Below are 25385 nucleotides of genomic sequence, written 5' to 3' on the forward strand. Positions count from 1 at the left end.
CGGGCGGCCAGGGTCAAGCGCTTGTCCCACACGCGAGCCTGCCGGCAACGGCCCGCTTGCAAACCCCCGGTTTGCCATTACCGCACCGAGGCATGGACGAAGCTGCTTTCATCGCCGCGCTGCGCGCCCTGGCGCCCGATCCGGCCGCACGCGGGCTGGACGACGACGTGGCGGTGATCGCCCTGGGCGGCGAGCATCTGGTGCTGACTCACGACATGATGGTGGAAGGGGTGCACTGGCTGCCGGCGCAGGATCCGGCAGACGTGGCGTGGAAGCTGGTGGCGACCAACCTGTCGGACCTGGCGGCCAAGGGCGCCGCGCCGCTCGGCGTGCTGCTGGGCTATGGCCTGGGCGGCGGGGAAGAGCGTTTCCTGGCCGGATTGGCGCAGGCGCTGGCCGCGTTCGACGTGCCGCTGCTGGGTGGCGACACAGTGCGCCGCGCCGGGCCGGCCGCGCATGGCCTGACAGCGCTGGGCCGCGCCACGCATTGCCCCGTGCCCACGCGCGGCGGCGCGCGGCCGGGTGATGCGCTGTGGGTCACCGGCACACTGGGCGATGCCATGCTGGGGTTCGAGGCGCTGCGCGAGGGCCATGCCGGCAAGGCCGGCGCGCGCGACACCACGCGCTTCACCCGCCCCGTGCCGCGCCTGGCCGAAGGACGCGCGCTGGCCCCGCTCGTCGGCGCGATGATGGACGTGTCGGACGGGCTGCTGCTTGATGCCACGCGCATGGCCCGCGCCAGTGGCGTGACCTTGGCCATCGACAGCGCCGCCTGCCCGCTGCCGCCCGACCTGCCAGTGGCCCGCCGGCGCGAGGCGCTGGCCTGGGGCGATGACTACGAATTGCTGTTCACGCTGCCCGCCGGGACGTTGCCGCCCTGCCCGGCCACGCGGATCGGCGTGGTGCAGCCCGCCGGGCCGGTGCCCCTGCTGCTCGACGGCGCCTGCCCGCAAGGACGGCTGGGCTATCAGCACGGCGAATAATCGCACCGAACACCCGTACAATACCGCTTGCGGGGCGCGACAAATAAGATAGCTTCCCGAATGTTTCCAGCCAGCGTGCGGAAACGCCATGTACCCGGCACATCAATACAAGCCGGGGCATGGGGAGTTAGGGGGATGCCATCGTGAACCTTGTCGTAACCGCCATCGGGTTGGGGTTGCTGGCTGTACTTTATGGCTTCATCACCAGCCGCCAAGTGCTGGGAAGCCCGGCCGGAAACCAGAAAATGCAAGACATTGCCGGCGCCATCCAGGAAGGGGCGCAGGCCTATCTGAAGCGCCAGTACGGCACCATTGCCGTGGTTGGCGTGGTCGTCGCCGCTGTCGTTTCGATGACACTGCACCCGCTGCCGGCGGTGGGCTTCATCATCGGCGCCGTGCTTTCGGGCGTGGCCGGCTTCATCGGCATGAACGTGTCGGTGCGCGCCAACGTGCGCACGGCCGCAGCCGCGCAAAGCGGCTTGCAGCAAGGGCTGACTCTGGCGTTCCGCGCCGGGGCGATCACCGGCATGCTGGTGGCGGGCCTGGCCCTGCTCGCGATTGCCGGGTTCTTCTGGTACCTGGTGAGCGTGGCGGGCTATGCGCCGGGGGATCGCACGGTGGTGACCGCGCTGACCACGCTGGCGCTGGGCGCTTCACTCGTCTCGATTTTCGCGCGCCTGGGCGGCGGCATCTTCACCAAGGCGGCCGACGTGGGCGCAGACCTGGTCGGCAAGGTGGAAGCCGGCATTCCCGAAGATGACCCGCGCAATCCCGCCGTGATCGCCGACAACGTGGGCGACAATGTGGGCGATTGCGCCGGCATGGCGGCTGACCTGTTCGAAACCTATGTCGTCACCGTGGGTGCCACGATGATCCTGACCGCGCTGCTGATCAAGGGCGTGGGCGATCTGCTGCTGCCGCTGATGGCGCTGCCCCTGCTGATCGGCGGGGTGTGCATCGTCACGTCGATCATCGGCACCTATTTCGTGCGGCTGGGCGGCGGCAAGAACATCATGGGCGCGATGTACAAGGGCTTCCTGGTCACCGCGCTGCTGTCGATCCCGGCGATCTGGTTCGCCACGCAGGCGGCGCTGGGCAGCATGGAAGCGCCGATCGGCGATGAAGGATTTACCGGCCGCACCCTGTTCTATTGCGCGCTGGTCGGCCTGGCGATCACCGGCCTGATCATCTGGATCACCGAGTACTACACCGGCACCGGCTATCGCCCGGTGCGCTCCATCGCCAGGGCTTCGGTCACCGGCCATGGCACCAACGTGATCCAGGGGCTGGCCGTGAGCCTGGAAGCAACCGCCCTGCCCACCCTGGTGATCTGCGCCGGGATCATCGTCGCCTACCAACTCGCCGGGCTGATCGGCATTGCCTATGGCGCCACGGCGATGCTGGCGCTGGCGGGCATGGTCGTGGCGCTCGATGCCTATGGCCCCGTGACAGACAACGCCGGCGGCATTGCCGAAATGGCCGGGCTGGAAGACGCGGTGCGCGAACGCACCGACGCGCTCGACGCTGTGGGCAACACCACCAAGGCCGTGACCAAGGGCTATGCCATCGGCTCGGCGGGCCTCGCCGCGCTGGTGCTGTTTGCCGCCTATACCACCGACTTGCGCGAGTTCTTCCCGGACCTGGACGTGAATTTCAGCCTGGAAAACCCCTATGTCATCGTCGGCCTGCTGCTCGGCGCGCTGCTGCCCTATCTGTTCGGCGCCATGGGGATGACCGCCGTGGGCCGCGCCGCTGGTGACGTTGTGGTGGATGTGCGCGAGCAGTTTGCCGCCGATCCGGGCATCATGGCCGGTACCAGCCGCCCCGACTATGCCCGCACGGTGGACCTGGTCACGCGCGCGGCGATCAAGGAAATGATCGTGCCCTCGTTGCTGCCGGTCTTGGCGCCGATCGCGGTCTATTTCGTGATCCTGGCCGTGGCCGGGCAGACCAACGCTTTTGCCGCGCTGGGCGCGCTGCTCCTGGGCGTGATCGTGGGCGGGCTGTTCGTCGCCCTGTCGATGACGTCGGGCGGGGGCGCCTGGGACAATGCGAAGAAATACATCGAGGACGGCCACCACGGCGGCAAGGGTTCCGACGCGCACAAGGCGGCGGTGACCGGCGATACCGTGGGCGATCCCTACAAGGACACCGCCGGCCCGGCGGTAAACCCGATGATCAAGATCACCAATATCGTCGCCCTGCTGCTGCTGGCCGCCCTGGCCAGCCACGCAGCGGGCTGACCACGCGCTTCCGCTGGCGGACCAGCATGCTGGACTGGTGCCGCCAGCGGGATGAACGGGAGGAAAGCGGGGGAAAACCCGCACCTGCCCGTGCCCGAGGTTGGGGAGGAGAAGGACAAGCCCCGTCAGGCCACCGGCCCGGCGGGGCTTGTTCTTTCACCAGCGGGAGCCGCAGCCAACGCCCCGGTTTCACATTTGTGACGAGGCGCGGCGATGCGTTGACGCCGCCCGAACCGCTGGAATAGGCGCGCGCCCATGCTCCACCCCCTTTCCACCACGCTGCTTTCCGATTCCACCGATCCGGCCGCGATTGCCGCTGGGCTGGTGCGCCTGCTGACCGTTACGCCCGATGCCGAACAGGCCGATCACTTTGCCGGGCCGCGCAAGCCGGGCGGGGTGGGCCGCGTGTTTGGCGGGCAGATCGTGGCGCAGGCGCTGGCGGCGGCGCAGGCCACGGTGCCGGCCGATCGCCCGGTCCATTCGCTCCACGCCTATTTCCTGCGCCCCGGCCGCGAGGATGCGCAGATCCGCTATGCCGTGCTGCGCGATCTCGATGGCGGGCATTTCGCCAATCGCCGCGTGGTGGCAAGCCAGGGTGACGAGACCATCCTGACGCTGACCGCCTCGTTCCACAGCCGGGGCGAAGGCGTGCGGCACGATGTGCCGATGCCGTCGGTCCCTGCCCCGGACGACCTGCCCAGCGAGGCCGACCTGCTGACGATCTATGCCGATCGCCTGTCGGAGCAGCGCCGTTCCCTGCTCGGCCGCCCGCGCGCGATCGAGATGCGCCCGGCCGAGCCGCTCAACTGGCTGCGCGACACCCCGGCCGAGCCCGTGGCGCACACCTGGCTGCGCTGCGTGGCGCCGCTGCCCGATGATCCCGCCCTGCACCGCGCGGTGATCGCCTATATCAGCGACATGACGCTGCTCGGCACCAGCATGCTGCCCCATGGCATCAGCGGCAAGGCCGGCACGGCCAAGGGCGCCAGCCTGGACCACGCACTGTGGTTCCACGAAGACGCCCGCGCCGACCAATGGCTGCTCTATGCCTGCGACAGCCCCTGGGCCGGGCAGATGCGCGCGTTCAGCCGGGGCCGCATCTTCACCCAGGATGGGCGGCTGATCGCCGAAACCGCGCAGGAAGGGCTGATCCACGCGCTGAAATAAGCGCGCACTTCAGGGCACAGCGGGCGCCGGGCTGGCCAGCGCGAGCGCCGTGGCCGGTGGCAAGGCAGGCTTCGTGCCGGCCGCAGCGCAGGCCATCCGGTCCATTTCCGGGCGGCCGATCATCGCCAGCGCCACGCCGTGCAGCCGGGCGCCACTGGCATCGGCCGTGACCACCCGCATCGCACCATCGATAGCGCCGCAGGTGGCCAGGCTGGTCGCCCCGCCGCCATAGCGGTTGGCGAGCACGGTGGCGTAGCTGTCGAACGCATGCGCGCCGGCAAAGCCGTGGGCCGGGGTGACATAGCCGTGCATCACCCTATCGGCGGCGGCAAAGGTGGCACGGTGCGCCGCCATCATCCTGGAAAAGCTGCTTTCCACGTCCACCCCATGGGCGCGGCAACGCAGCGACACGGCCATCATCATCGTCTGGAACTGGTGGACCCGCGCCGCCTCCAGCGTCGGCAGGTCGAGGCAGGAGGGCGGCAACGGCGGGGCCGCCTGCGCAGCAGGGGCGGCGCATATCATGCCGAGCAGGGCAAGCGCGGCGGAGCGATGGCGCGCCATCATCGTGCCGGCGCGCAGCCGGCGATGGGCACGGCCATCAGCGCATCGAACTGGCGCACCAGCGCCTGCTGCGTCTGGAACGTGGCATCGGCAATCGGCTTGTAGGCCAGCCCTTCCCGCGCCAGGGCATTGCGCTGGTCCGGATCGCCCATGGCCATGGCATCATAGCGCGCCTGGATGGCGTGGAGATAGCCGATGGCGCGGGTGTTGTTGGCCTCTGCCGCCTCGCTGGCCGGGCGGAAGACCTGGGCGTGAAACGCATTGCGTTCCTCCGCACTGCAAAAGCGCGCGGGCAGCGTGATGCTGGGCACCGTGTCCAACCGGGGGCGCGCGGCGGCAAGGTCCACGGGCGGTGCGCCCACTGGAAGGGCAGCGGGCGCAGAAGGTGGCAGGGCCGGCGTTTCCTGCGTGGCGGCCAGCCGCGCCAGCAAAGCGAGGTCGGCCGCTTCGCTCCCCGCCGGCGCGGTGTCCGACGCCACCGCCGGCAGCATCGCGGGTGCAGGGCTGGCGGTCGCCGTGACCACGGCCGGGGTGATCGGTGGCGCCGGGGGTGGCACCGGCGCCGGTGCGGCGGCCGGAGCGGGCGCGGCGGGTGGCAGAGAGGGTGGAGCGGCCGGCATCGGCGCGGCACGGCGCAGCGTGGCGGCCTTCACCCGGGCCAGCGTGGCAAAGGTGCCATTGGGAAACTGCTGGAGATAGGCATCGAACAGCGCGGGATCGGTGCTGGTGGCAACCGAGCGCCAGAATTCCAGTTCGAGCGTCTTGTCGATCACCGCTGCATCCTGCGCCAATGCCGGCGCGCTGCTGGTGCCGCCCAGAACCAGGCCCAAGGCCAGCCCCGCACCCACGCCGGCGCGTGTCATGACGCGGCGCCATGCCCCCTGCCCCGCTCTCTCGCTTAGCACCACGCCGTGGCGCGCATGCTCGACCCTGCTGTCCATCGATTCCCCACGGCATCTGTGTACCGAAGGCAGCAGATTGGACTCGCGCTCTCTACAGAGCCGTTGCCGGATAGGGTTAGCACCTATCAACCATTGCGGCACCGCACGTCCACGGTGCGGCGCTCATGCCACGCGCAATTATTTCATCAGGAAAGCACTTTAACCACCGGGGTGATAGAAATCATAGATGGTCTGGGCCACCGCCTCGCTAACCCCAGGGGCACGCTTGAGATCGTCGAGCGAAGCCGCCCGCACTTTGCCGGCGGTGCCGAAATGCAGCAGCAGCGCGCGCTTGCGCGCGGGGCCGATGCCGGGAATCTCGTCCAGCGGGCTGGCGGTGATGGCGCGGCTGCGCTTGGCGCGGTGGGCACCGATGGCAAAGCGGTGCGCCTCGTCGCGCAATTGCTGCAAGTAGAACAGCACCGGTGAATTGAGCGGCAGCAGCTTCTCGCGCCCGTCGGGGAAGTGGAAATGCTCGCGCCCGGCGTTGCGATCTGGCCCCTTGGACACCGCGATCAGCGGCACATCCTCGATGCCGAGTTCCTCCAGCGTTTCGCGCACGGCGGTCATCTGCCCCTTGCCGCCGTCGATCAGCACCAGATCGGGCCAGGTGCCGCCCTGCCGATCGGGGTCTTCCTCCTGCACCCGGCCAAAGCGGCGGGCCATGACTTCGCGCATCATGGCAAAGTCATCCCCCGGCCGGGTTTCGGCGCGCTTGATGTTGAACTTGCGATACTGGCCCTTCTGGAACCCTTCCGGCCCGGCCACGACCATGCCGCCCAGCGCGTTGGTGCCCTGGATATGGCTGTTGTCGTAAACCTCGATGCGCTGCGGCACATCGGGCAATTCCAGGAATTCGGCCAGTTCGCGCAGGATCTTGGCCTTCGTGCCGGTTTCGGCCAGGCGCCGGTCGAGCGCCTCCACCGCGTTGCGGCTGGCCTGTTCCATCAGGCGGCGGCGGTCGCCGCGCTGTGGCACGCTGATCTCCACCTTGCCGCCAGCCGCTTCCTGCAAGGCCTCGGCCAGCAGGTCTGCCTCAGGCAAGACGCGGTCCACCATGATCAGGCGCGGCGGCGGCACTTCCTCATAGAACTGGGCGAGGAAGCTGGTCATCACTTCGGCCTCTTCCAGCCCTTCGGTGTGGCTGGGGAAGAAGGCGCGATGGCCCCAGTTCTGCCCGCCGCGAATGAAGAAGGCCTGGATGGCGATCTGCCCACCCTTGGTCGCCATCGCGAACACGTCGCCATTGCCGACGCCTTCGGCGTTGATCGCCTGGCTGCCCTGGATGAAAGTTGCCGCGCGCAGGCGGTCGCGCAACATTGCCGCCCGCTCGAAATCGAGCGCCTCGGCCGCCGCGCTCATCTGCGTCTCGATCTCGCGCTGCACCGCGCCAGACTTGCCGCCAAGGAAGTCCTTCGCCTGGCGCACCAGTTCGCCATAGTCGGCCTCGCTGATGCGGTCGACGCAAGGGGCCGAACAGCGCTTGATCTGGTAGAGCAGGCAGGGCCGGTCGCGCCGCGCCATGAAGCCATCGTTGCAACTGCGCAGAAGGAACAGCTTTTGCAGCGCGTTGATCGTGGTGTTGACCGAGCCGGCGCTGGCAAAGGGGCCGTAATAGTTGCCCTTGGCCTTGCGCGCGCCACGGTGCTTCATGATCCGGGGAAAAGCATGATCGGCACGCAACAGGATGAACGGAAACGATTTGTCGTCGCGCAACAGCACGTTGTAGGCCGGGCGATAGCGCTTGATCAGTTGCGCTTCGAGCAGCAGCGCCTCGGCTTCGGAATTGGTCGTCACGATCGTCATCGACCGCGTCTGGCTGACCATGCGGCGCAGGCGGTTGGGCAGGCGATCGACCTGGGTGTAATTGGCCACGCGGTTCTTCAGCGCGCGCGCCTTGCCCACATAGAGCACGTCGCCGCGCGCATCGAGCATGCGATAGACGCCCGGCTTGGGCTTCAGGGTGCGCACCACCTCGCGGATCGTTTCGACGCCGCGTTCGAGGTCGGGCTGGTCGGTGCCGCGCACCGTGAACGTGGCGGCGTCTTCGTGGAAGCGCTCGGTATCGCGATCGGGGGAAGGTGCGCTCTTGCGGGCCATGCCTGCCAGATAAGGACTGCCACCCGGTTTGGGGAGAGCCCGAAAGGTCGCCGATGGTGGACAAACCCGCCCCGGTATTGCTCCAGAGCGGATTGTAAATTGTTCTTTACCGTTTTTGCGCGATAACCCACTGATGTTGTACGCCCCGATCCCAGGCGACTCCACCAGGCGCGGGCGCCGCGCGGAGGCCCGGGCGCGTCTCAACATTCCTGCACGGCTGACCTTGCGGCGCGGCGTGATGCCCTGCCTGGTGGAAGACCTGTCGCGCACCGGCGCGCGCCTGGTGCTGGCCGAGCCGCCCGCATTGGGCGAAACCGGCATTCTCGAAATCAACCGTATCGAAGGCTTTGGCGCGGCCGTGTGGATCAAGGGGCGCCATTGCGGCTTTCACTTCGACGATCCGCTGGACCTGCAACAGGTGATCGACCTGCGCCAATATGCCGATCATTTCAGCGAATACCGCCGCGAGCAGGAACGCACCGCCGCGCGGGAGTTCGTGCAAGGACGCCGGTTCGTTTAGGAACCGGCGATCATTGCCCCCTAGAACTGCTTGCGGAACTCAATCTTGAACACGCGCCCGGTGGGATCGAGATAGCCGGCCTGGTAGCGCAGCGGGATGTCGCCGTTCTGGTCGGTGACTTTCTGCTGCGCGTCGAACAGATTGACCACACCCAGCGAGACCCGCGCGTTCTTGAGGAACGGCACGGCCTTGACCACGCCGGGGCGGCGGCCAAGATCGGCAAAGAGGCGCAGGTTGAACTTGGCGATCGGGTGGAAATCGAGGCTGGTGGTGCCCGAGTCCGCATGCGCGCCGCCGGTATAGGTGCCCGAGAAGCGCAGGCCGAAGCTGCGGTAGAAGCCGCCGCCTTCCAGTTCGATGCTGTGCCGCGCAACTCCGGTGCTCGACAGCGCGCTGCCGCCGAGCAGGTCGTAGACCGTGCCATTGGGCGTCAACTGCACGCGGTTCATCAGCATGATCGTGTGCGTCAGCGACAGGTTCCAGCGCCCGCGCCCATCGAACCCGCCGGGGCCGCCCGGCGGCGGGCCGCCTGGGCCACCCGGACCGCCCCCAGGCCCCATCCCGCCGCCACCTGCGCCCATGCGCGGCCCGCCGCCACCAGGCCCACCCGGCCCGCCGGGCGGCGGCATCATGCCGCGCATACCCATGCCGCGCCGGGGCATATTCGGATCGGGCGTGCCAAAGCTGCCGGCCAGGTTGATGCCATAGCGGAAGCTTTCGCTGTCCTCGCGCGCGAACGTGACCGGGCTTTCATCGACGGACACGATGTCACCCGCAGCATTGCGCGTCACCCGCCCGGGATAGGCCGCTTCCACTTCGGCGGTGAGCAGGGGGAAGCTGTTCGAGGTGTTGAAGCTGCGGTTGCGGAAGTATTCCACCACGAAAGTGGAATTGGTCAGGAACGGCAGAGTCCAGTTGCCAGCCAGCTTCACGTCGCGCTGGCGCTGCTTGAGCAGATCGGGATTGCCGCCGCTGGTCACCGTGGCCAGCACCGTCGCGCCCTTGATGAAATCATAGATAGCCACGTTCTGCGTGGTGGTGGTCGGCGCGCCGAGTTGCGACAGCGTGGGTGCGGCTTCGGCGCCGATGAACGTGGCGGTAAAGCTCAGCTTGGTGGTCGGACGCCAGGTCAGCCCGGCGCCATAGTCATAGAGCCCGCCGAAATCGGACAGGGTATGCGCCTCGCCATTCAGATTGAGCGAGAGATTGCCCAGGAACCCGCCGAAATTCTCGCGCGTGCTGGTGATCGGCAGGTCGAGGCTGAAGCCCACTTGCGCATCGCCACGCTTGAGCTCGATCGCGCCGGTGGTCGTGCGGGTGTCGGTGCTGTGGATGCCGGAATAGGCAAAGCCGGTCTTTACCGTGAGCGAGGCCGGCCCACCCGGCAGGCGGAACGGCTGGCCATTGGCGGTGGCCAGCGTGGTCAGGCTGTCGGTGCGGCTCAGCGCGCGGTCGATGCCGCCCGCCACAATCGCCCCGGTCGGCAGCGCGCCGGTTGCGCTCAGGCTGCCATCATCGACCATGTCCTGAAGGCCGGAAAGATCGGCCGAGCGGTCGATCCGCGTGTCGGTGGTCACATGGCTGCCGTCGGCCGTCACCGAAAGCTGCCAGGCGCCGATCCCGGTGTTGAGCCCCGCCCCGGCCGAGAGCGTGGTGGTGTAGACGCGCGTGGTCAGCGGCTCTGGCGCGGTGGTGGTGCGGTTGACGCTGGTGCCGTCGGTGTCGGTCAGCGTCACGGTGTTGAGGCCGTTCCAACTGCGGCTGTAATCGCGCTGCGCCAGGGCATTCAGCGTCAGGCCGGTGCCCAGGCCGATCGGCTTGGACCAGGTGGCATTGAGCGCGGCGCTGTCGGCCTTGGCCTGGAGCGTGCGATAGTCGGCCTGCTTGGGGTCGCTGGCAACGCTGCTGCCTGTGCCAGTGGTGCTTTGGCTGATGCCGCGCTCGGCCTCGGTCACCGCGCCCTGGGTGGAGACCGTGCCGGTAATGTTGACGCGCGCCTTGTTGGCGATCTTGGCCAGAGTCGCTTCCTCGCTCAGCGCGGCATAGCTGCCGTTGCCGGGCGCGCTGGCTTCGGTCTCGGTGCTGAGGCTCTTGTAATGGTCCTTGAGGATGAAATTAACCACGCGCTGGTCCGGGCGATAGCCATACTTCAGGGCCACTTCCTCGGGCAGCACTTCAACCCGGCGGATCGCCTCGGGCGGCAACCCGCGCATTTCGCGGAAGTTGGAAATGCGCATGCCATTGAGCAGGATCACCGGCCCGTCGCTGCTCCGCCCGCGCCCGGAACCGGTTTGCGGCGCCAGCACCGACAGCAGCTCCTGGATCGAGCTGACCCCGTAGGACGCGATTTCCTCTTCATCCAAAGTCACGATCGGCGGCTGATCGGCCTTGACCACGCCCTTGATCGGATAGGCATTGACCAGGATTTCGCCGGTCGCATCATCGATACCGTCGCCATTGGCATCGACGCCCGGCTGCCCCTGGCTGTTGACCATCTGCTGGCCCGTGCCCCCGGCCGCTCCGGTCGTTCCGTCCACCTCGGCTGCGAGTGCCGGCGCCTGCGCGGCCTGTTCGGCGGCACGGGCGCCATCCCCGCCGGCAACGGCAAGGGCGGACACGGCACAGAGCAGGACAAGACGAGAGGACACGCGCGAAACACCCCATGATGGTTTTTGACGCAGCCCTGCTGGCCGGTCGGCCCTTTTGAAACAACACGCAAATCGTATCAATTTGTCGTCCCGATCGACGAACGACAGGGCCGCCCCCGGCGTTGCCGATGCCCGGCCGCCAATTTCCCGAAGCCGGAGGCATGCCCACAAATGCGGGGCTTTTCTTTTCTTGGCCGGAACGCTATGGGCGCCACGCGCGTCGTATTCCTGCGACCCCGTGTTCATGGCTGGGCAGCTTGCGCCGCGTCGGTGCCGGCTCTCGCTTCGGCCATTCAAGACAAAAGGCTACTGAACCCGCCGATGGCGAAAGAAGAACTCCTAGAGATGCGCGGCACGGTGGTGGAACTGCTGCCCAATGCCATGTTCCGCGTGCGCCTGGAAAACGATCACGAGATCCTGGGCCACACCGCCGGCAAGATGCGCAAGAACCGCATTCGCGTGCTGGTGGGCGACGAAGTGCTGGTGGAACTCACCCCTTATGACCTGACCAAGGGGCGCATCACCTATCGCTTCATGCCGGGTCGAGGCGGGCCTGGGTCTTACTGATGACCGCGCCCGTGCCGCTGGTGCTGGCCTCGGCCAGCCCGCGCCGGCGTGACCTGATCGCGCGGCTGGGCCTGGTTCCCGATCGCGTTCTTGCCACCGACATCGATGAAAGCCCGCTGCCGGGCGAACTGCCGCGCGCCCATGCCGTGCGCCTGGCGGCCGAAAAGGCGCGCGCTGCGGCCAGCCTGGCGCCCGATGCCGCGATCCTGTCGGGCGATACCGTGGTCGGCGCCGGGCGCCGCATCCTGCCCAAGGCGGAAGACGAAGCCACCGCGCGCGAATGCCTGGCGCTGCTTTCCGGCCGCCGCCACCGCGTGTTTTCCGCCGTCGCCCTGCTCATGCCCGATGGCACCCTGCGCGAAGCGCTGAGCGAAACCATCGTTCGCTTCAAGCGCCTCTCGCCGGCCGAGATCGATGCCTATATCGCGGGGGGCGAATGGCATGGCAAGGCCGGTGGCTATGCCATCCAGGGCAGCGCCGAAGGCTTTTGCGCGTGGCTGGCCGGCAGCCATTCGGGCGTGATCGGCCTGCCCCTGTTTGAAACCCGGCGCCTGCTGGTGGCCGCCGGCCTCCTGGCCTGACGCGCGATGGCCGCCACCTGGCTGGTGGAACGGGGCATCGGCGAAACCCGCGCCGCGCTGGTCGAGGGCGGCACGATCCTGGCCGCGCGCGTGGATTGGCATCAGGGCCTGGCCGTGGGGCTGGTCGCGCAGGCGCGCGTTTCCAGTCGCCTCGCCGGTACGCGGCGCGGCACGGTCGAATTTGCCGATGGCGCGATGGCGCTGGTCGATGGCCTCACCCCGGCCCTGCCCGAAGGCGCCAGTGCCCTGTTCCGCGTGACCCGCGCGGCGATTGCCGAAAAGGGCCGCACCAAGCTGCCCATGGCCCGCCCCGCCGCACCGGGCGAAGACGCGCGCCCCGCGCCTGAACTGTCCGAACAGCTTGCCGCCACCGGCCATACCGTGCGCACGGTTCACGCGCACGATGGCGCGCTGGACGAAGCCGGCTGGGACGACCTGATCGACGAGGCGATGACCGGCGAAATCGCGTTCCCGCGCGGCGGCCTGTGCATCAGCCCGACCCCGGCCATGACTCTGATCGACGTGGATGGCAGCCCGCCCTTGCCCGGCCTGGCGCTGGCCGCGGTGCCGGCGATCGCCGCCGCGATCCTGCGCCTCGACATCGGCGGCTCGATCGGCATCGATTTCCCGACGCTCGCCGAAAAGCGCGATCGCCAGGCCGTGGATGCCGCCTTGGCCGAGGAACTGGCTACGCGCGGCGCGCAGACCGGCTGGCGCGGCGAACGCACCGCAATGAACGGCTATGGCTTCGTGCAACTCGTGGCCCGGCTGGAGCGCCCCTCCCTGCCCGCACTGTTTGCCCGCCACCCGCTGGGCGCCGCCGCGCGCCGCCTGCTGCGCCGGGCCGAGCGGGTACGAGACCCCGGCGCCCTGCTGCTCACCGCCCATCCCGCGCTGGCCCGCGCGGTGCGGCCGGAGTGGCAGGCCAAACTGACCCGCCGCACCGGCCGCATGCTGCACTGGGCGCTGGACGATAGTCTTGCACCCACGGCCGGATTTGCCCAGGCGATCACCCCATGACGACACCCCCGAAACGCTGCCCGATCTGCGGCAAGCCGCGCAGCGATGCGCACAAACCCTTCTGCTCGGCCCGCTGCCGCGACCGCGACCTGATGCGTTGGCTGGAAGACGGCTATGCCCTGCCCGGCCCGCCTGCCGACGCCGAGGAAGAAGGCCCGGACTGAGCGGACCGGAAACGCCGAAGCGATTCCCGCTTGTGGAAAAATAGATGCAATTGAGGGCTGGACAAGCCCGGGCCACGCCGCCATAGGGCGCTTCACCAAACGCAAGGCAGCGGCCCAACGGCCCGCCAGCGCGGCAAGCCCGGGTAGCTCAGTTGGTAGAGCACGTGACTGAAAATCACGGTGTCGGCGGTTCGATTCCGTCCCCGGGCACCATCTTTCTATTCGCCACCATCCGCCAAAAGTTGAAGAAAGCGCAGTTTTCTGCCATTTTCATTATCGGCCTAACCGCTGATGACCGCCTTTGTTCGCCCGCAATCGGGTGACTCAGGGGGCCACCTTGGGGGCCATTCTGAAACCGGCGAAAGGCGTGGCCCCCAATGGCGCTGACAGACACCGCAATCCGCAATGCGAAGCCCCAAGCGAAGCCCTACAAGCTTGCAGACGAAAAGGGCTTGTTCCTGCTGGTCCAGCCATCGGGCGGCAAACTCTGGCGGCTCAAGTTCCGCGTCGATGGCCGCGACGAACAGGGCAAACCGAAGCGCATTGAAAAGAAGGTAGGCTTTGGCGCCTATCCGGACGTGAACTTGAAGGAAGCGCGGCGGCTGCGCGACGAAGCCCGCGCCACGCTGGCGGCTGGCATTGATCCTGCGGAGAAAAAGCGCCGCGATGCCCACACCGCCAAAATCAGCGCCGCCAATTCGTTTCAAGCCGCAGCCCGCGCCTATATCGACAAGTGCAAGCGTGAAGGCCGCGCAGAGGCCACGACCACGAAACAGGAATGGCTGCTGAACTTGCTGGATCGCGCCATCGGCCAGCGCCCCATTGCGGAAATTCAGCCGTTTGAAATGCTTGAGGCCGTCCGCAAGTATGAGACCACCGGGCGCACCGAAGCGGCCCACCGCGCCCTGCAATTCGCCAGCCAGGTGTTCCGCTTTGCCATCGCCAACCAACTTGCCGCGTCGGACCCGACGCGCGATTTGCGCGGCGCCCTGACCAGCCACAAGGCCAAGCACCACGCCGCCATTCTGGAGCCTAAGAAGGCCGGGGAACTGCTGCGCGCGATTGACGGCTATGGTGGTCATCCTGTCACCCGCTACGCTCTGCAACTGGCTGCACTGGTCTTTGTTCGCCCCGGCGAACTGCGCCATGCCGAGTGGTCGGAAATCGACGCGGACGCAAAAGTCTGGCGCATTCCAGCCGCCAAGATGAAAGCCCGCGCCGAACACGTCGTGCCCTTGTCACGCCAAGCGCTGGACGTGCTGACGCAAACCCGGGCGCTGACCGGCGATGGCCATTATGTGTTTCCATCGATCCGCACGCATCTTCGCCCGATGTCGGAAAACACGGTTAACGCGGCACTGCGGCGACTGGGCTATTCCAATGACGAAATGACCGGCCATGGCTTCCGCGCGATGGCAAGCACGCTGTTGAACGAATCGGGAAAATGGTCGCCCGACGCGATCGAACGCGCACTGGCCCACAAGGACAAGGACGCTGTGCGCGCGGCTTACCACCGGGGCCAGCATTGGCAGGAGCGTGTGGACATGGCGCAATGGTGGGCGGACCATCTTGATACGCTGCGCACGGGGGCCGACATTTTGCCGTTTCCGCAACCTATGGCGAAGTGACCGCGCCAAAGCGCTGCAAGGTTGCAGGCATCGCTTGTCGCGCGCTTACGGATAACTGTTGATACGCTGATATTCGCCCTTGTGCGTTCACGTTCTATTCCACACCATGATTACATGCACTCGCTCCCCCGCGCGCCGAAGGCATCGAAGCAGGCTGACCCGCGCCGCGACTGGATCGCTGCGCGGGAGGCACTTCGCCTTGTGAGCGAGGCCTATGCGCTTCATGATATTGTCGAGCACGAAACCAGGGAGAAGCAGCAGCGCGCAGCGATGGTGAGGGCCACCGATGCCTTGATGCGTCGGCTTACGGAAGGGACGCTTCTGGCCTGCCCGGTGTGGTTTCGCTTCGTGCAAGGAAACCGCGATGGCGGCGCAGAGCATGTTTTCCATCTGCGCGAGCCAGACAGGACAATCGATGCCAATTTCTGGCGCACCTTGCAGCGTTTGCGCGCTGTGGCCGAAATCGACTGGATTGCGGGCGATTTCTCGTTCGAAGACAACGATGCAGGCGTTTACGCGACCGGCTTCGCCAGCGGGGTGAAGTTTGATCGCTCCGCGCTGCCAGCCGTTGATCGGCTTACGCCAAAGACGGCAACCAATCCCGGCGGCGCCCCGCGCAAGTGGGATTGGGATGGCGCCCTGCTCCATCTCGCCGCTGTGGCCCATGGCAGCCCCGATGGGCTGTTTCGGGACGACGGCAAAGACCCCAACCAGTCCGACATTGCGCGCCACTTGCGCGCCTGGTTCATCGATACCCGTGGCGACGCGCCCGAAAGCAGCCAGTTGCGCGACTATGGCAAGCGCTTCGTGGCCGAGTTGAACGCCGTCAAATTGCAGGCTGCCAATAACCTCCTGCCGCCAGACTAATTGGCAGTTTCTGGCGCTTGTTGGCCGACGCACTGCCCGGTTTCGCTGATGCTCCATTGCATCCGCTGGCACCCGCCACGGTTCAAACGGAGCAATACCGATGGAACGCCTTGCCTACTCGATCAACGAAACCGCCCGCGCGCTTAGCCTGGGCCGCACCTCGATCTATGCGATGATCGCCGACGGGCGGCTGGAAGCGTTCAAGTTGGGCCGTCGCACGCTGGTGAAGGCGGATTCGATCCGTCGCCTGGTGGCGGGCCTGGAGTAAGGCCGGTGCCCGCCCGCCGCGTCAATCCGCACCGGGTGAAGCTGCATCGCGTCTACAGCGTGCAGGAACTGGCCGATTGCCTGGGCGTGCACAAGAACACGGTGCGCCACTGGCAGGGCGCGGGCCTTGCCGCGATCGACGGCAACCGCCCCACCCTGTTTGACGGGAAAACCACCAAGGCGTTTCTGCTGGCCCGCCAGACCAGTCGCAAGCGCCCGTGCCCGCCGGGCATGATCTATTGCTTCCGATGCCGCGAACCGCGCCCGCCCGCGCTGGGCATGGTGGAGTTCATCCCCGGCAAGGGCACCACCGGCAACCTTGCCGCGCTGTGCGAAACCTGCGGCACCGTGATGCACCGACGCGCCAATGTGACCAAGATTGCCGCGATCATGCCCCGGCTGGCCGTCCAAATCAGGCAGGCACCTTGACGCCTAATAGAGCGCGCCCCGCCCTCCCTGAATTGTGACAAAGCGAAGGAGTGACCGACCATGGCAAAACACAACGCTGCCAATGCCCGAACGAAGCGGGAATATTTCCAGTATCTCAAGGAAGCGGGCCGCCGTAGCGAAGCGTCGATCGATGCCGTGGCCAAGGCGCTGGACCGCTTCGAACAGGCCAACGGCCACAAGGATTTTCGCAAGTTCCACCGCGAACAGGCCGTGGCGTTCAAGCGCAAGTTGGATGCCGAACGCACCGTGCGCACCGGCAAGCCCTTGAGCCGCGCCACCGTCAATTCCACGCTTTCGGCCCTGCGCGCGTTCTTCGTCTGGCTGGCGGGCCAGCCGGGCTACAAATCCTGCCTGCGCTATGGCGATGCGGACTATTTCAATCTGCCCGACACCGACGTGCGCATTGCCAAGGCCGTGCGGCACAAGCCGTTCCCGTCGCTGGAGCAGGTGCACCACGTTCTTGCCGTCATGCCCTGCGCCACCGACATCGAAAAGCGCAACCGCGCGCTGGTGGCCTTTGCCCTGCTGACCGGCGCGCGCGACGGGGCGCTGGCGTCGTTCCGGCTGAAACACGTCGATCTGCAAGAAGGCCGCGTGGACCAGGACGCGCGCGACGTGCAGACCAAAGCCAGCAAGACCTTTTCCACCTGGTTCTTTCCCGTGGGCGGGAACGCGCTGGAGATCGTGCGCGACTGGTGCACGCACTTGCGCACGGCGCTGCTATGGGGAGACGAAGACCCGCTGTTCCCCGCCACCCGCATTGCCCTTGGCGAAAGCGGCGGCTTCGTGGCCGCTGGCCTGCGCCGCGACGGCTGGACCAACGCCGGGCCGGTTCGCAAGATTTTTGCCGATGCCTTTGCCAGCGCGGGGCTGCCCTATTTCAACCCGCATTCCTTCCGCGACACGCTGGTCCAGCTTGGCGAGCGCGTCTGTCCCAATATCGAAGCGTTCAAGGCCTGGTCGCAAAACCTGGGCCACGCCCGCGCCATGACCACCCTGACCAGCTATGGCACCCTGGCCCCACACCGGCAGGCGGAGTTGATCCGGGGGATGGCGGCTGACCAGACCGCCCCGGCGATCTATCCGGCCACCTTGGCACAAGTTATGGGCCTGTTGCAGAAATTGGGGGGCAAAGGCCTGGCATAGCCTCTTGGCGGGGCGGCGGTGGCGCTGCTAGGCTTTGCTCGAAGGGGGCAAGAGCTTGAGCAAACAGCTAATCAATGAGTACCGCGCCGAGTTGGATCGACTGCGCGCAGTGTCTGGTAGCCGCCGCGAAAGCGTCCTGCGCGAGGCGTTCAAGGATTTGCTGAAGCGTTGGGGCCGCTCACAGGAGTTAAGCTTCGTCCCCGAACACGATATTCTCACGGCGCAAAAGAACCGCATCTACGTGGACGGGGCGCTACTGCACGCCTTGCGCGTGCCGTTCGGATATTGGGAAGCCAAGGACGCCGACGACGATCTGGACGCGGAAATCGCGGCGAAGTTCCGCAAGGGCTACCCGCGCGATAACATCATCTTCTCAGATGATCACACGGCTGTGCTGGTGCAAGACGGCACCGAACTGGTTCGCGTGGCCATGGACGATACCGACGCGCTCTACGGCCTGCTGACGCACTTCTTCGGGCATGAGCGGCGCGAGATTGCCGAGTTCAACAAGGCGGTGAAGCAGTTTGCGGCGGACCTGCCAGCCGTGCTGGATGCCCTTCGCGCGCTCATTGCCGACAAGCGCAAGGTATCGAGGGAATTCGACAAGGCCGAGAAGGCCTTCCTCAAGCACGCACAGGACGCCATCAATCCGGCAGTGACCCGCGACGACGTGCAGGAAATGCTGATTCAGCACGTCCTGACCGAAGACATCTTCGCCAAGGTCTTCGACAACCCTGACTTCCACCGCCAGAACAACGTCGCGAGCGAACTTTACAAGTTGGAAGACAAGCTCTTTGCTCGTGGCGAGAAATCCACGCTGCTACGCGCGCTGGCCCCCTACTATTCGGGCATTGCCGCCACCGCTGCGGTGATTTCCACGCATTCGGAAAAGCAAGGGTTCCTGAAGGGCCTCTACGAGAACTTCTACAAGGTCTACAACCCGAAGGCGGCGGACAAGCTGGGCGTGGTCTATACGCCGGGCGAAATTGTGCGGTTCATGATCCGCAGCACCGACTGGCTCTGCGAAAAGCACTTCGGCAAGAACCTGATAGACCAGGGCGTCGAGATCCTCGATCCGGCCACCGGCACCGGCACGTTTATCGTCGAACTGCTCGAAAGCTTTCGCGGCCATGGCGACAAGCTGCGCCACAAATACAAGGAAGAGCTGCACGCCAACGAAATCGCGATCCTGCCCTATTACGTCGCCAACCTGAATATCGAAGCGACTTATCAGGCGATCACCGGCCAGTTTGCCGAGTTTGAGAATCTGTGCCTGGTGGACACGCTGGACAACGTGGACGCGCTGGGCATTCACGCAGGCCACCAGTTCGACCTGCTAGGATCCTTGAGCGACGTAAATATTGAGCGCATCAAACGTCAGAACCGTCGAAAGATCAGCGTCATCATCGGCAACCCACCATACAATGCCAATCAACAGAATGAAAACGACGATAATAAGAATCGTGTATATTCACATATCGATAAAATGATAAAGAACACTTACATTAAAAATTCTATCGCTAAAAAGCCAAAATCCTATGATATGTATGCCCGTTTTTATCGTTGGGCTTCAGACAGGCTATCTGATGAAGGCATTATCGCCTTTATTACCAACAGAAGTTTTATATGGGCTAAGACTTATGATGGATTTCGAAAGTTGCTGGTGCGCGACTTTGCGGAAATTTGGGTGTGCGACTTAGGCGGAGATTGGAAGCAAACGGGTGACGCGGGCGGCGCCAACGTGTTTGGCATCTCAACCGGTGTTGCAATTTGCTTTCTTGTCAAAAAGAGAAAACTCGGTGCAGAAAGGATATTCTATGGCGCACAGCCTGAGAAGCTTAGCAAAGAGGACAAACTGACTGCGATTTCCCAGAAAAGTCTGGCAGATGTCGCGCAAACACTAATCAAGCCTGACAATCTTGGGTACTGGATCGAGCCCGGCCATCCTGACTTTGGCCAGCACATCCCCATGATTAGCGAGAAGACAAAAAAGGTGAAAGGCTCGAGAGGAATTGATGCAATCTTCCGCAATTTCTGTAATGGAATAAATACCGCAAGGGATTCTTGGGTGTATGGGACCGATCCTGCAACTGTCGCATCCAAGATTTCATTTTTTGGAGAGGTCTACCGGGCGCACAAGCTGGGTGAAAAGTTTGATGCAGCAATAAAATGGTCTCGGAACCTCAAAAATAAACAAAAATCTGGAGTTACCGAAAGCTTTTGCGGTACAGTTTTTGATACGGTAAATTATCGCCCTTTTTCGAAACGGGTCATTTATCATTCAAATCTTTTGATCGACGAACCCGCTTTTAACTTTGATTTTTTTAACGGTATAATTCCAAATTTCGGAATCACTTTTCCAGATACATCTTCTAGAGCTAAATGGACGCCGTTCTGTAGCGATAAGCCTATTGATTTTCACTTTGGCGCATCCTCTGATGGCCATAAAATTGTTCCGCGTTACACAACAGCCTTAAATGAACTGAATGACAATATCACCGACTGGGGCCTGAAGAAGTTCACTGCGCGCTATGGCAAAAAGGCCGTCACCAAGGACGCGATCTTTGCCTATTGCTATGCCGTGCTGCACGATCCGGTTTATCGCGAGAAATACGCACTGAACCTAAAGCGCGAGTTTCCGCGCATACCGTTTTATCCGGATTTCGCGCAATGGGTGGCCTGGGGGCAAGCGCTGATGGCCATGCACATCGGCTATGAACTGGTTGAGCCGTGGGCACTGGAGCGCATCGACGTGCCCGAACCCAAGCGCGCACCCGACACGCATCCCAAGCCTGTGCTGAAAAGCCATCCCGACAAGGGGTACGTCGTCGTCGATGCCGATACGCAGCTTACCGGCATTCCTAGGCAAGCGTGGGATTACCGGCTGGGCAACCGTAGCGCGATCGACTGGGTGCTTGACCAGCACAAGGAGAAGAAGCCCCGCGATCCGACCATTGCCGCCAAATTCAACACCTATCGCTTTGCCGACTACAAGGAGAGTATGATCGACCTGCTCGCCCGCGTCGTCCGCGTGAGCGTCGATACGGTGGAGATCACCGGCGCAATGCAGGCACTCGATCGCTCAGACTGGGAGTGAAGTGGTGGTTTGAAGGAACCTACCGTAGCCGTTCAAGCACGCGCAAAGGCGGACGAAATCAGTGGAAAAATAGAGTAGCATGATGGTACTGGGGGCCACATTGGTGGCCACCCAAAAACCAAAATTCAATTTTCCTCTTAATATCAATTATATATGTAATTTTCGCGGTTCCGTCCCCGCACCATTTTCCCATTCGCCAAAATTTGAGAAAAATGCGGTGTTCTGCCGCTTTCACCATCCGCCTAACTGGCTGATGGCCGACTTTGGTCGCCCGCAATCGTGTGATTCACGGTGCCACCTTGGGGCCATTCTGAAACTGGCACGAGGCACGGCAGTGGCCCACCCCAGCTTGTCGTCATCACAAAATACGATCCCCGCTTTTGTCGGCGCAGCCTATCCAATCAGCACAGCACGGAAATCGTTGACATTGGTGTGGCTGGGCCCGGTTATCAGAAGGTCGTCGATCGCAGCGAAGAAACTGTAGCTGTCGTGCCCGGCCAGTGCCTCTTGCGCGCTGGCACCTGCGGCGCGGGCGCGGGACAAGGTATCGGGCGTGATGACAGCGCCTGCGGCATCCTCGCTTCCGTCAATGCCATCGCTGTCTGCCGCCAGCGCCCAGATTCCCGGCGCGCCATCCAGCGCAACGGCCATGGCCAGGGCAAATTCGCAGTTGCGACCGCCCCGACCGAATTCTCGGCCGGCAAGGGTCACAGTGGTTTCACCGCCCGACAGGATCACGCCGGGCGCGCGCAGCGGATCACCCCATGTCGCAGCAGACCGGGCAATGCCGGCCATGGCGCGACCAAGTTCACAAGCCTCGCCTTCCAGTGCGTCGCCAAGCACCAGCGTCCCCAAGCCCTGTTGCCGTGCCCAGGCGGCTGCCGCCTGCAAAGCCAGGCGTGGAGAGGCGATGATGCGGTGTTCCCCCGCCGTGGACAGTATCGGTGGCGCGGTGCGCAATGCGTCCAGCACGGCCAAGGGCACGGGCAGGCGGTAGCGGGCGATGGTTGCCAGGGCATCGGCGGGAACGGTTCCGTCGGCCAGCGTCGGTCCGGAAGCAATCGCCGCTGGATCATCCCCCGGCACATCGCTGATCAGGAGAGTCAGCACTGGCGCAGGCGCTGCAAGCGCAGCCAGCCGCCCGCCTTTCACCCGGGAAAGATGGCGCCGCACCGTGTTGATTTCAGCAATGCTGGCGCCGGATTCCAGCATCGCGCGGGTAAGGCGCTGCAAGTCAGCCAGGTCCATGCCGTCAACCGGCCATTCCATGCAGGCCGAACCGCCGCCGGAAACCAGCGCGATGACCAGATCCTGCGCGGTAAGGCCATCCAGCGCCGCAACAATCTGCTGAGCGGCAGCCAAGCTGTGGCGATCGGGCACAGGATGCCCAGCCTCCACCACGGCAATGCGCCCGGCAGGCAGGCCGGCAGCATGGCCATGCCGCGTGGCAACCACGCCCGAGACCGCCACGCCTGGCCCCCATTGGGCCAACAACGCAGCATCGAGCGCAGTCGCCATGGCTGCCGACGCCTTGCCCGCACCGACCACGACGCACCGACCGGCCGGCGGCGGCGGCACATGCCGGTGGATCATCGCTGCCGGCTGGCTGGCGACAATCGCCGCATCGTACATCGCACGCAACAGGTGGCGCGCCGTTTCGTCCGTGATGGCAATCCGATCAGACATTCCCGCTTCCGATGGCAGCGATCATCGCGTCGATAACGGCGCGGGTCGTCGCCGTGCCCCCCACATCAGGCGCAAAGACCTGCGCGGCCTTCGTGACGTTTCAGCAATGCGCGCTGGCGCAGATCGATTCCAGGCATCCAGCAAACCCGGTGCAGCATAGACCAAATGCGTCCTCCCCCTACCGAGTGACCCGCTCAAAAAACCTGACCGGCGCGTTCTGGTGGTAGCCGATCCCGTGCCTCACGGCAGGCCCAGGCTGGTGCCGTCCATCAGGCTGGCGGCGAGTTCGGCGCGGGCGGCGGCGTGGCGGTATTGCGCGTCGATCTGGCGCAATTGTGCGTCGGCGGCGGCTTCCTCACGCAGGTTGACCGGCAGGAAATCGCTGGCGCCCAGGGCAAAGCGGCGGCGTTCGGCCTCGGCCATGCGGCGCGCCAGTTGCGCTTCGTCGCCGGCGAGAACGGCCAGCCGCTCGGCGCCGCTGACCTGGACGCGCAGGCTGGCGAGATCAGCGGTGATCTGCTGCTCGGCCAGGCGCAGGCGATGGCTCAGCGCATCGGCATCAGCCTGCGCCTCGGCCATGCGGCCACGCGCCGCGCGCTGTTCCAGCGGCATCGACAGGCGCACGCCAAACAGCACTTCGCCCGGCACGCGGGTATAGCTGCCGCTGCCGAAATCCTTCGAGGCTTCGACCCGCACGTCCAGCTTGGGCAGCAGATCGTTGCCCGCCAGGTCTCCGCGCAGGCGCGCCTGCTCCGCCCGGTTCATCAGGATCTGGAGATCGGGGCGGTTGGCCAGCACCGTGGCCGTATCGGCCAGGCGCGGCGCCACGCCATCGGGAAAGCTCGCCGGCAGGTCGTCTGCCGTGGCCACGATCGGCTGGCCGAGATCATCGCGCCAGAACAGCGACAGCGCCTGCGCAGCCACGGCGAGATCCTGTTCCGAGCGGACCAGCAAGGCTTCGCGGCGCACGATGTTCTGGCGGTTTTCCACCGCCAGCACTGCCGGCCGCGCGCCCAATTGCACCTGTCGCTCGATCGAAGCCTGGCGTTCGCGCGCCAGGGCCAGCAGATCGCGATAGGTGCGCATGCGCAGGCCGGCCGCCACCCATTGCTGATAGGCATCGGCCGCGCGCCGCTGCACCCCGATCGCCACCATGGCCTGGTCCAGCCCGGCAATCTCGGCATCGGCCTGGGCCTGGGCCAGCTTGGTCCGCCGTTCGTCGACATAGCGATCGCGCAGCAGCGAAAACACCGCGCCCGCGCGCACTTCGCCCAGGCCATTGGTCACGCTCTTGCCGTCATAGGTGGCAAAGCGCCCGGCCGAGACGCGATAGCCGCCATAGACCTGGCCGCCATTGGTGGCGAGCGGCCGGGTCAGCTTCACGTCGGCCAGGGCATTGTCATAATATCCCAGTGGGCGCGCCTGCACGTCGACATCGAACACCATGTCGAACAGGCCTTGCGCGGCCAGCGTGCGCGCGTCGGCGGCGCGGCTGCGGGCCATCGCCTCCAGCACCAGCGGCTGGTGCCGGGCCGAGGCTTGCAGCACGCGATCGAGCGTCAGTTCGGCGGCCAGGGCGCCCTGGCTCCACACCAGGGCAGCCGCGGCGGCGAGCAGGGTGCGGATCACTTGTCCTCCTCCCCGCCATCCTTGGCATCGTCCTTGGCCGGCTTGGCCTTCTTCGACGCTTCCTTGTCCGCCAGGCCCTTGCCGGCACCCTTGCGCGGGCCGGTTTCCACCGGGCGCTGGAATTCCAGCGGAAAGTCGTTGAGCTGGCGCCACAGTTCATAGCCGACCGAGACGGTTTCCATCTGGATCCAGCCGCGCACGCGCGAGCCGAGGCGGGTGAAATGGTCGTCGGGCCAGCCGGGCTTGCCGGGCATCGGTTCCACCAGCACGCGGAACAGGCCGGTGCCCTGCGCCGAAGGGTCGATACTGCGCACGCGCCCGTCGAACATGCCCTGCGCCACCGAAGGCCAGCCGCTGAACTGGATCGCGGGCCAGCCTTCAAAGTGCAGCCGCACCGGCTGGCCGGGGCGAACCAGCGCCACGTCGCGCCCGTCCACCATCAGTTCGACCACACGCACCGCGCGTTCCGGCGCCAGCGTCGCCAGCCAGTCCCCTGCGCTCACCAGCGTGGCACCGGCGGCAGTGTTGAGCGACTGGATGCGGCCATCACGCGGGGCGCGCACGAGCTGCGCCGACTGGCGCGTGCGGGCGATGTCCACCCGGCTGAGCTTGGCGCGCGCTTCGGCCAGCTTGGCGCCGTGCTCGGCCACCTTGATCTGCGCATTTTCATAGTCGCGCCGCGCGGCCAGGCCATCGGCCAGCAATTGCGCCGAACGGCCAACGTCGATCCGCGCCGTGGCCATGGCCTGCTCGCTCGCCGCGATCTGCGCCAGCACTTGCGCCCGCTCGGCGGCGAGGCGTTCGAGCAGGCCGGGATCGTTGTCCACCACCCGCGCGATCGGATCGCCGGCCTTCACGCTCTGCCCGTCGGTGACATACCAGCGCTCCACCCGGCCGGGTACCAGCGCGGTCACCTGCTGCACACGGTCTTCGGGGTTGAGCGCCACGACCTGCCCGGTGCCGGGCGCGGTCTGCACCCAGGGCACGAACAGCAGGGCCAGCACCACCAGGGGAATGGCAATCCCGATCATCCATCCCACGGCCACCGCCGTGCGCGGCGGACGCAGCCCGGCGAGCGTGGAAAAGCGCTTCATTTCATCGGCATGGCTCGCCATGG

At 65.6% G+C, this 25385-nt stretch carries 22 protein-coding genes and 1 tRNA gene; 16 read left to right on the plus strand and 7 right to left on the minus strand.

The features are described from left to right. The first annotated feature begins 92 nt into the window (after positions 1-92). The 3 genes from thiL to IE191_RS16155 all read left to right on the plus strand — a co-directional run bounded on the left by thiL (position 93) and on the right by IE191_RS16155 (position 4393). A complete protein-coding gene (gene thiL / locus IE191_RS16145) occupies positions 93-983 on the plus strand; it encodes a thiamine-phosphate kinase (protein WP_191325416.1) in 891 nt (296 codons plus the stop codon). 143 nt (positions 984-1126) lie between these two features. Beyond that, positions 1127-3226 carry a sodium-translocating pyrophosphatase gene (locus IE191_RS16150; RefSeq protein ID WP_191325417.1) on the plus strand — a complete coding sequence of 700 codons (2100 nt, stop codon included), beginning with the start codon at positions 1127-1129 and terminating at the stop codon, positions 3224-3226. Between the two features lie 255 nt (positions 3227-3481). Continuing rightward, on the plus strand, positions 3482-4393 hold the full coding sequence (locus tag IE191_RS16155; RefSeq protein WP_191325418.1) for an acyl-CoA thioesterase: 912 nt from the start codon (positions 3482-3484) through the stop codon (positions 4391-4393). 9 nt (positions 4394-4402) lie between these two features. Here IE191_RS16155 and IE191_RS16160 read toward each other — a convergent pair whose 3' ends face one another. The 3 genes from IE191_RS16160 to uvrC form a co-directional block, all read right to left on the minus strand. Continuing rightward, entirely contained in the window at positions 4403-4957 is a 555-nt protein-coding gene (locus tag IE191_RS16160) for a hypothetical protein (protein WP_191325419.1), read from the minus strand. Then, a complete protein-coding gene (locus tag IE191_RS16165) occupies positions 4957-5820 on the minus strand; it encodes a hypothetical protein (protein WP_191325420.1) in 864 nt (287 codons plus the stop codon). Before IE191_RS16165 ends, IE191_RS16160 begins: the two co-directional genes overlap by 1 nt. A gap of 237 nt (positions 5821-6057) precedes the next feature. Then, complete coding sequence (gene uvrC / locus IE191_RS16170) at positions 6058-7998, minus strand: excinuclease ABC subunit UvrC (RefSeq protein WP_191325421.1); 1941 nt, start codon at positions 7996-7998, stop codon at positions 6058-6060. Positions 7999-8131: 133 nt separating this feature from the next. Between uvrC and IE191_RS16175 the strand changes: the two genes are divergently transcribed. Next, positions 8132-8518, plus strand: coding sequence for a PilZ domain-containing protein (locus IE191_RS16175; protein ID WP_191325422.1), 387 nt, complete (start codon positions 8132-8134; stop codon positions 8516-8518). A gap of 20 nt (positions 8519-8538) precedes the next feature. Here the strand turns inward: IE191_RS16175 and IE191_RS16180 are convergent, their stop codons facing one another. Beyond that, positions 8539-11136, minus strand: coding sequence for a porin family protein (locus IE191_RS16180; protein ID WP_191325423.1), 2598 nt, complete (start codon positions 11134-11136; stop codon positions 8539-8541). Between the two features lie 351 nt (positions 11137-11487). Here IE191_RS16180 and infA point away from each other — a divergent pair, with 351 nt between their 5' ends. From infA to IE191_RS16235, 11 genes are all read left to right on the plus strand, one after another. Next, positions 11488-11733 (plus strand): translation initiation factor IF-1, encoded by a 246-nt coding sequence (gene infA / locus IE191_RS16185; protein WP_008071722.1) that lies wholly within the window; start codon positions 11488-11490, stop codon positions 11731-11733. Further along, entirely contained in the window at positions 11733-12314 is a 582-nt protein-coding gene (locus IE191_RS16190) for a Maf family protein (RefSeq protein ID WP_191325424.1), read from the plus strand. The genes infA and IE191_RS16190 overlap by 1 nt, the downstream gene beginning before the upstream one ends. A 6-nt stretch (positions 12315-12320) precedes the next feature. Then, positions 12321-13334 (plus strand): ribonuclease E/G, encoded by a 1014-nt coding sequence (locus tag IE191_RS16195; protein ID WP_191325425.1) that lies wholly within the window; start codon positions 12321-12323, stop codon positions 13332-13334. After that, a complete protein-coding gene (gene yacG / locus IE191_RS16200; RefSeq protein ID WP_022677963.1) occupies positions 13331-13498 on the plus strand; it encodes a DNA gyrase inhibitor YacG in 168 nt (55 codons plus the stop codon). Before IE191_RS16195 ends, yacG begins: the two co-directional genes overlap by 4 nt. Before the next feature lie 137 nt (positions 13499-13635). Further along, positions 13636-13711: transfer RNA gene (locus IE191_RS16205), tRNA-Phe, on the plus strand. A gap of 164 nt (positions 13712-13875) precedes the next feature. Then, entirely contained in the window at positions 13876-15126 is a 1251-nt protein-coding gene (locus tag IE191_RS16210) for a tyrosine-type recombinase/integrase (RefSeq protein ID WP_191325426.1), read from the plus strand. A 21-nt stretch (positions 15127-15147) separates the two neighbouring features. After that, positions 15148-15993, plus strand: a complete 846-nt coding sequence (locus IE191_RS16215; protein ID WP_191325427.1) for a hypothetical protein — start codon at positions 15148-15150, stop codon at positions 15991-15993. A 100-nt stretch (positions 15994-16093) separates the two neighbouring features. Then, complete coding sequence (locus IE191_RS16220; protein WP_191325428.1) at positions 16094-16261, plus strand: helix-turn-helix domain-containing protein; 168 nt, start codon at positions 16094-16096, stop codon at positions 16259-16261. A 5-nt stretch (positions 16262-16266) separates the two neighbouring features. Continuing rightward, positions 16267-16689 (plus strand): helix-turn-helix domain-containing protein, encoded by a 423-nt coding sequence (locus IE191_RS16225; protein ID WP_191325429.1) that lies wholly within the window; start codon positions 16267-16269, stop codon positions 16687-16689. A 60-nt stretch (positions 16690-16749) separates the two neighbouring features. Continuing rightward, positions 16750-17856, plus strand: coding sequence for a tyrosine-type recombinase/integrase (locus tag IE191_RS16230; protein ID WP_191325430.1), 1107 nt, complete (start codon positions 16750-16752; stop codon positions 17854-17856). A 55-nt stretch (positions 17857-17911) separates the two neighbouring features. Then, complete coding sequence (locus IE191_RS16235; protein WP_191325431.1) at positions 17912-20953, plus strand: type ISP restriction/modification enzyme; 3042 nt, start codon at positions 17912-17914, stop codon at positions 20951-20953. Positions 20954-21346: 393 nt separating this feature from the next. Here the strand turns inward: IE191_RS16235 and IE191_RS16240 are convergent, their stop codons facing one another. Further along, positions 21347-22639, minus strand: coding sequence for a glycerate kinase type-2 family protein (locus tag IE191_RS16240; RefSeq protein WP_229815506.1), 1293 nt, complete (start codon positions 22637-22639; stop codon positions 21347-21349). Positions 22640-22650: 11 nt separating this feature from the next. Here IE191_RS16240 and IE191_RS16245 point away from each other — a divergent pair, with 11 nt between their 5' ends. After that, positions 22651-22866: a hypothetical protein gene (locus tag IE191_RS16245; RefSeq protein WP_191325432.1), complete on the plus strand. Its 216-nt coding sequence runs from the start codon at positions 22651-22653 to the stop codon at positions 22864-22866. Between the two features lie 13 nt (positions 22867-22879). Here the strand turns inward: IE191_RS16245 and IE191_RS16250 are convergent, their stop codons facing one another. Beyond that, positions 22880-24268 (minus strand): TolC family protein, encoded by a 1389-nt coding sequence (locus IE191_RS16250; RefSeq protein WP_191325433.1) that lies wholly within the window; start codon positions 24266-24268, stop codon positions 22880-22882. Then, the gene (locus tag IE191_RS16255) at positions 24265-25383 is read right to left on the minus strand and encodes an HlyD family secretion protein (RefSeq protein WP_229815508.1); all 1119 of its coding nucleotides are present in this window, start codon (positions 25381-25383) and stop codon (positions 24265-24267) included. The genes IE191_RS16250 and IE191_RS16255 overlap by 4 nt, the downstream gene beginning before the upstream one ends. Positions 25384-25385: the final 2 nt, after the last annotated feature.

Source organism: Novosphingobium pokkalii (assembly GCF_014652855.1).
Classification (GTDB): domain Bacteria; phylum Pseudomonadota; class Alphaproteobacteria; order Sphingomonadales; family Sphingomonadaceae; genus Novosphingobium; species Novosphingobium pokkalii.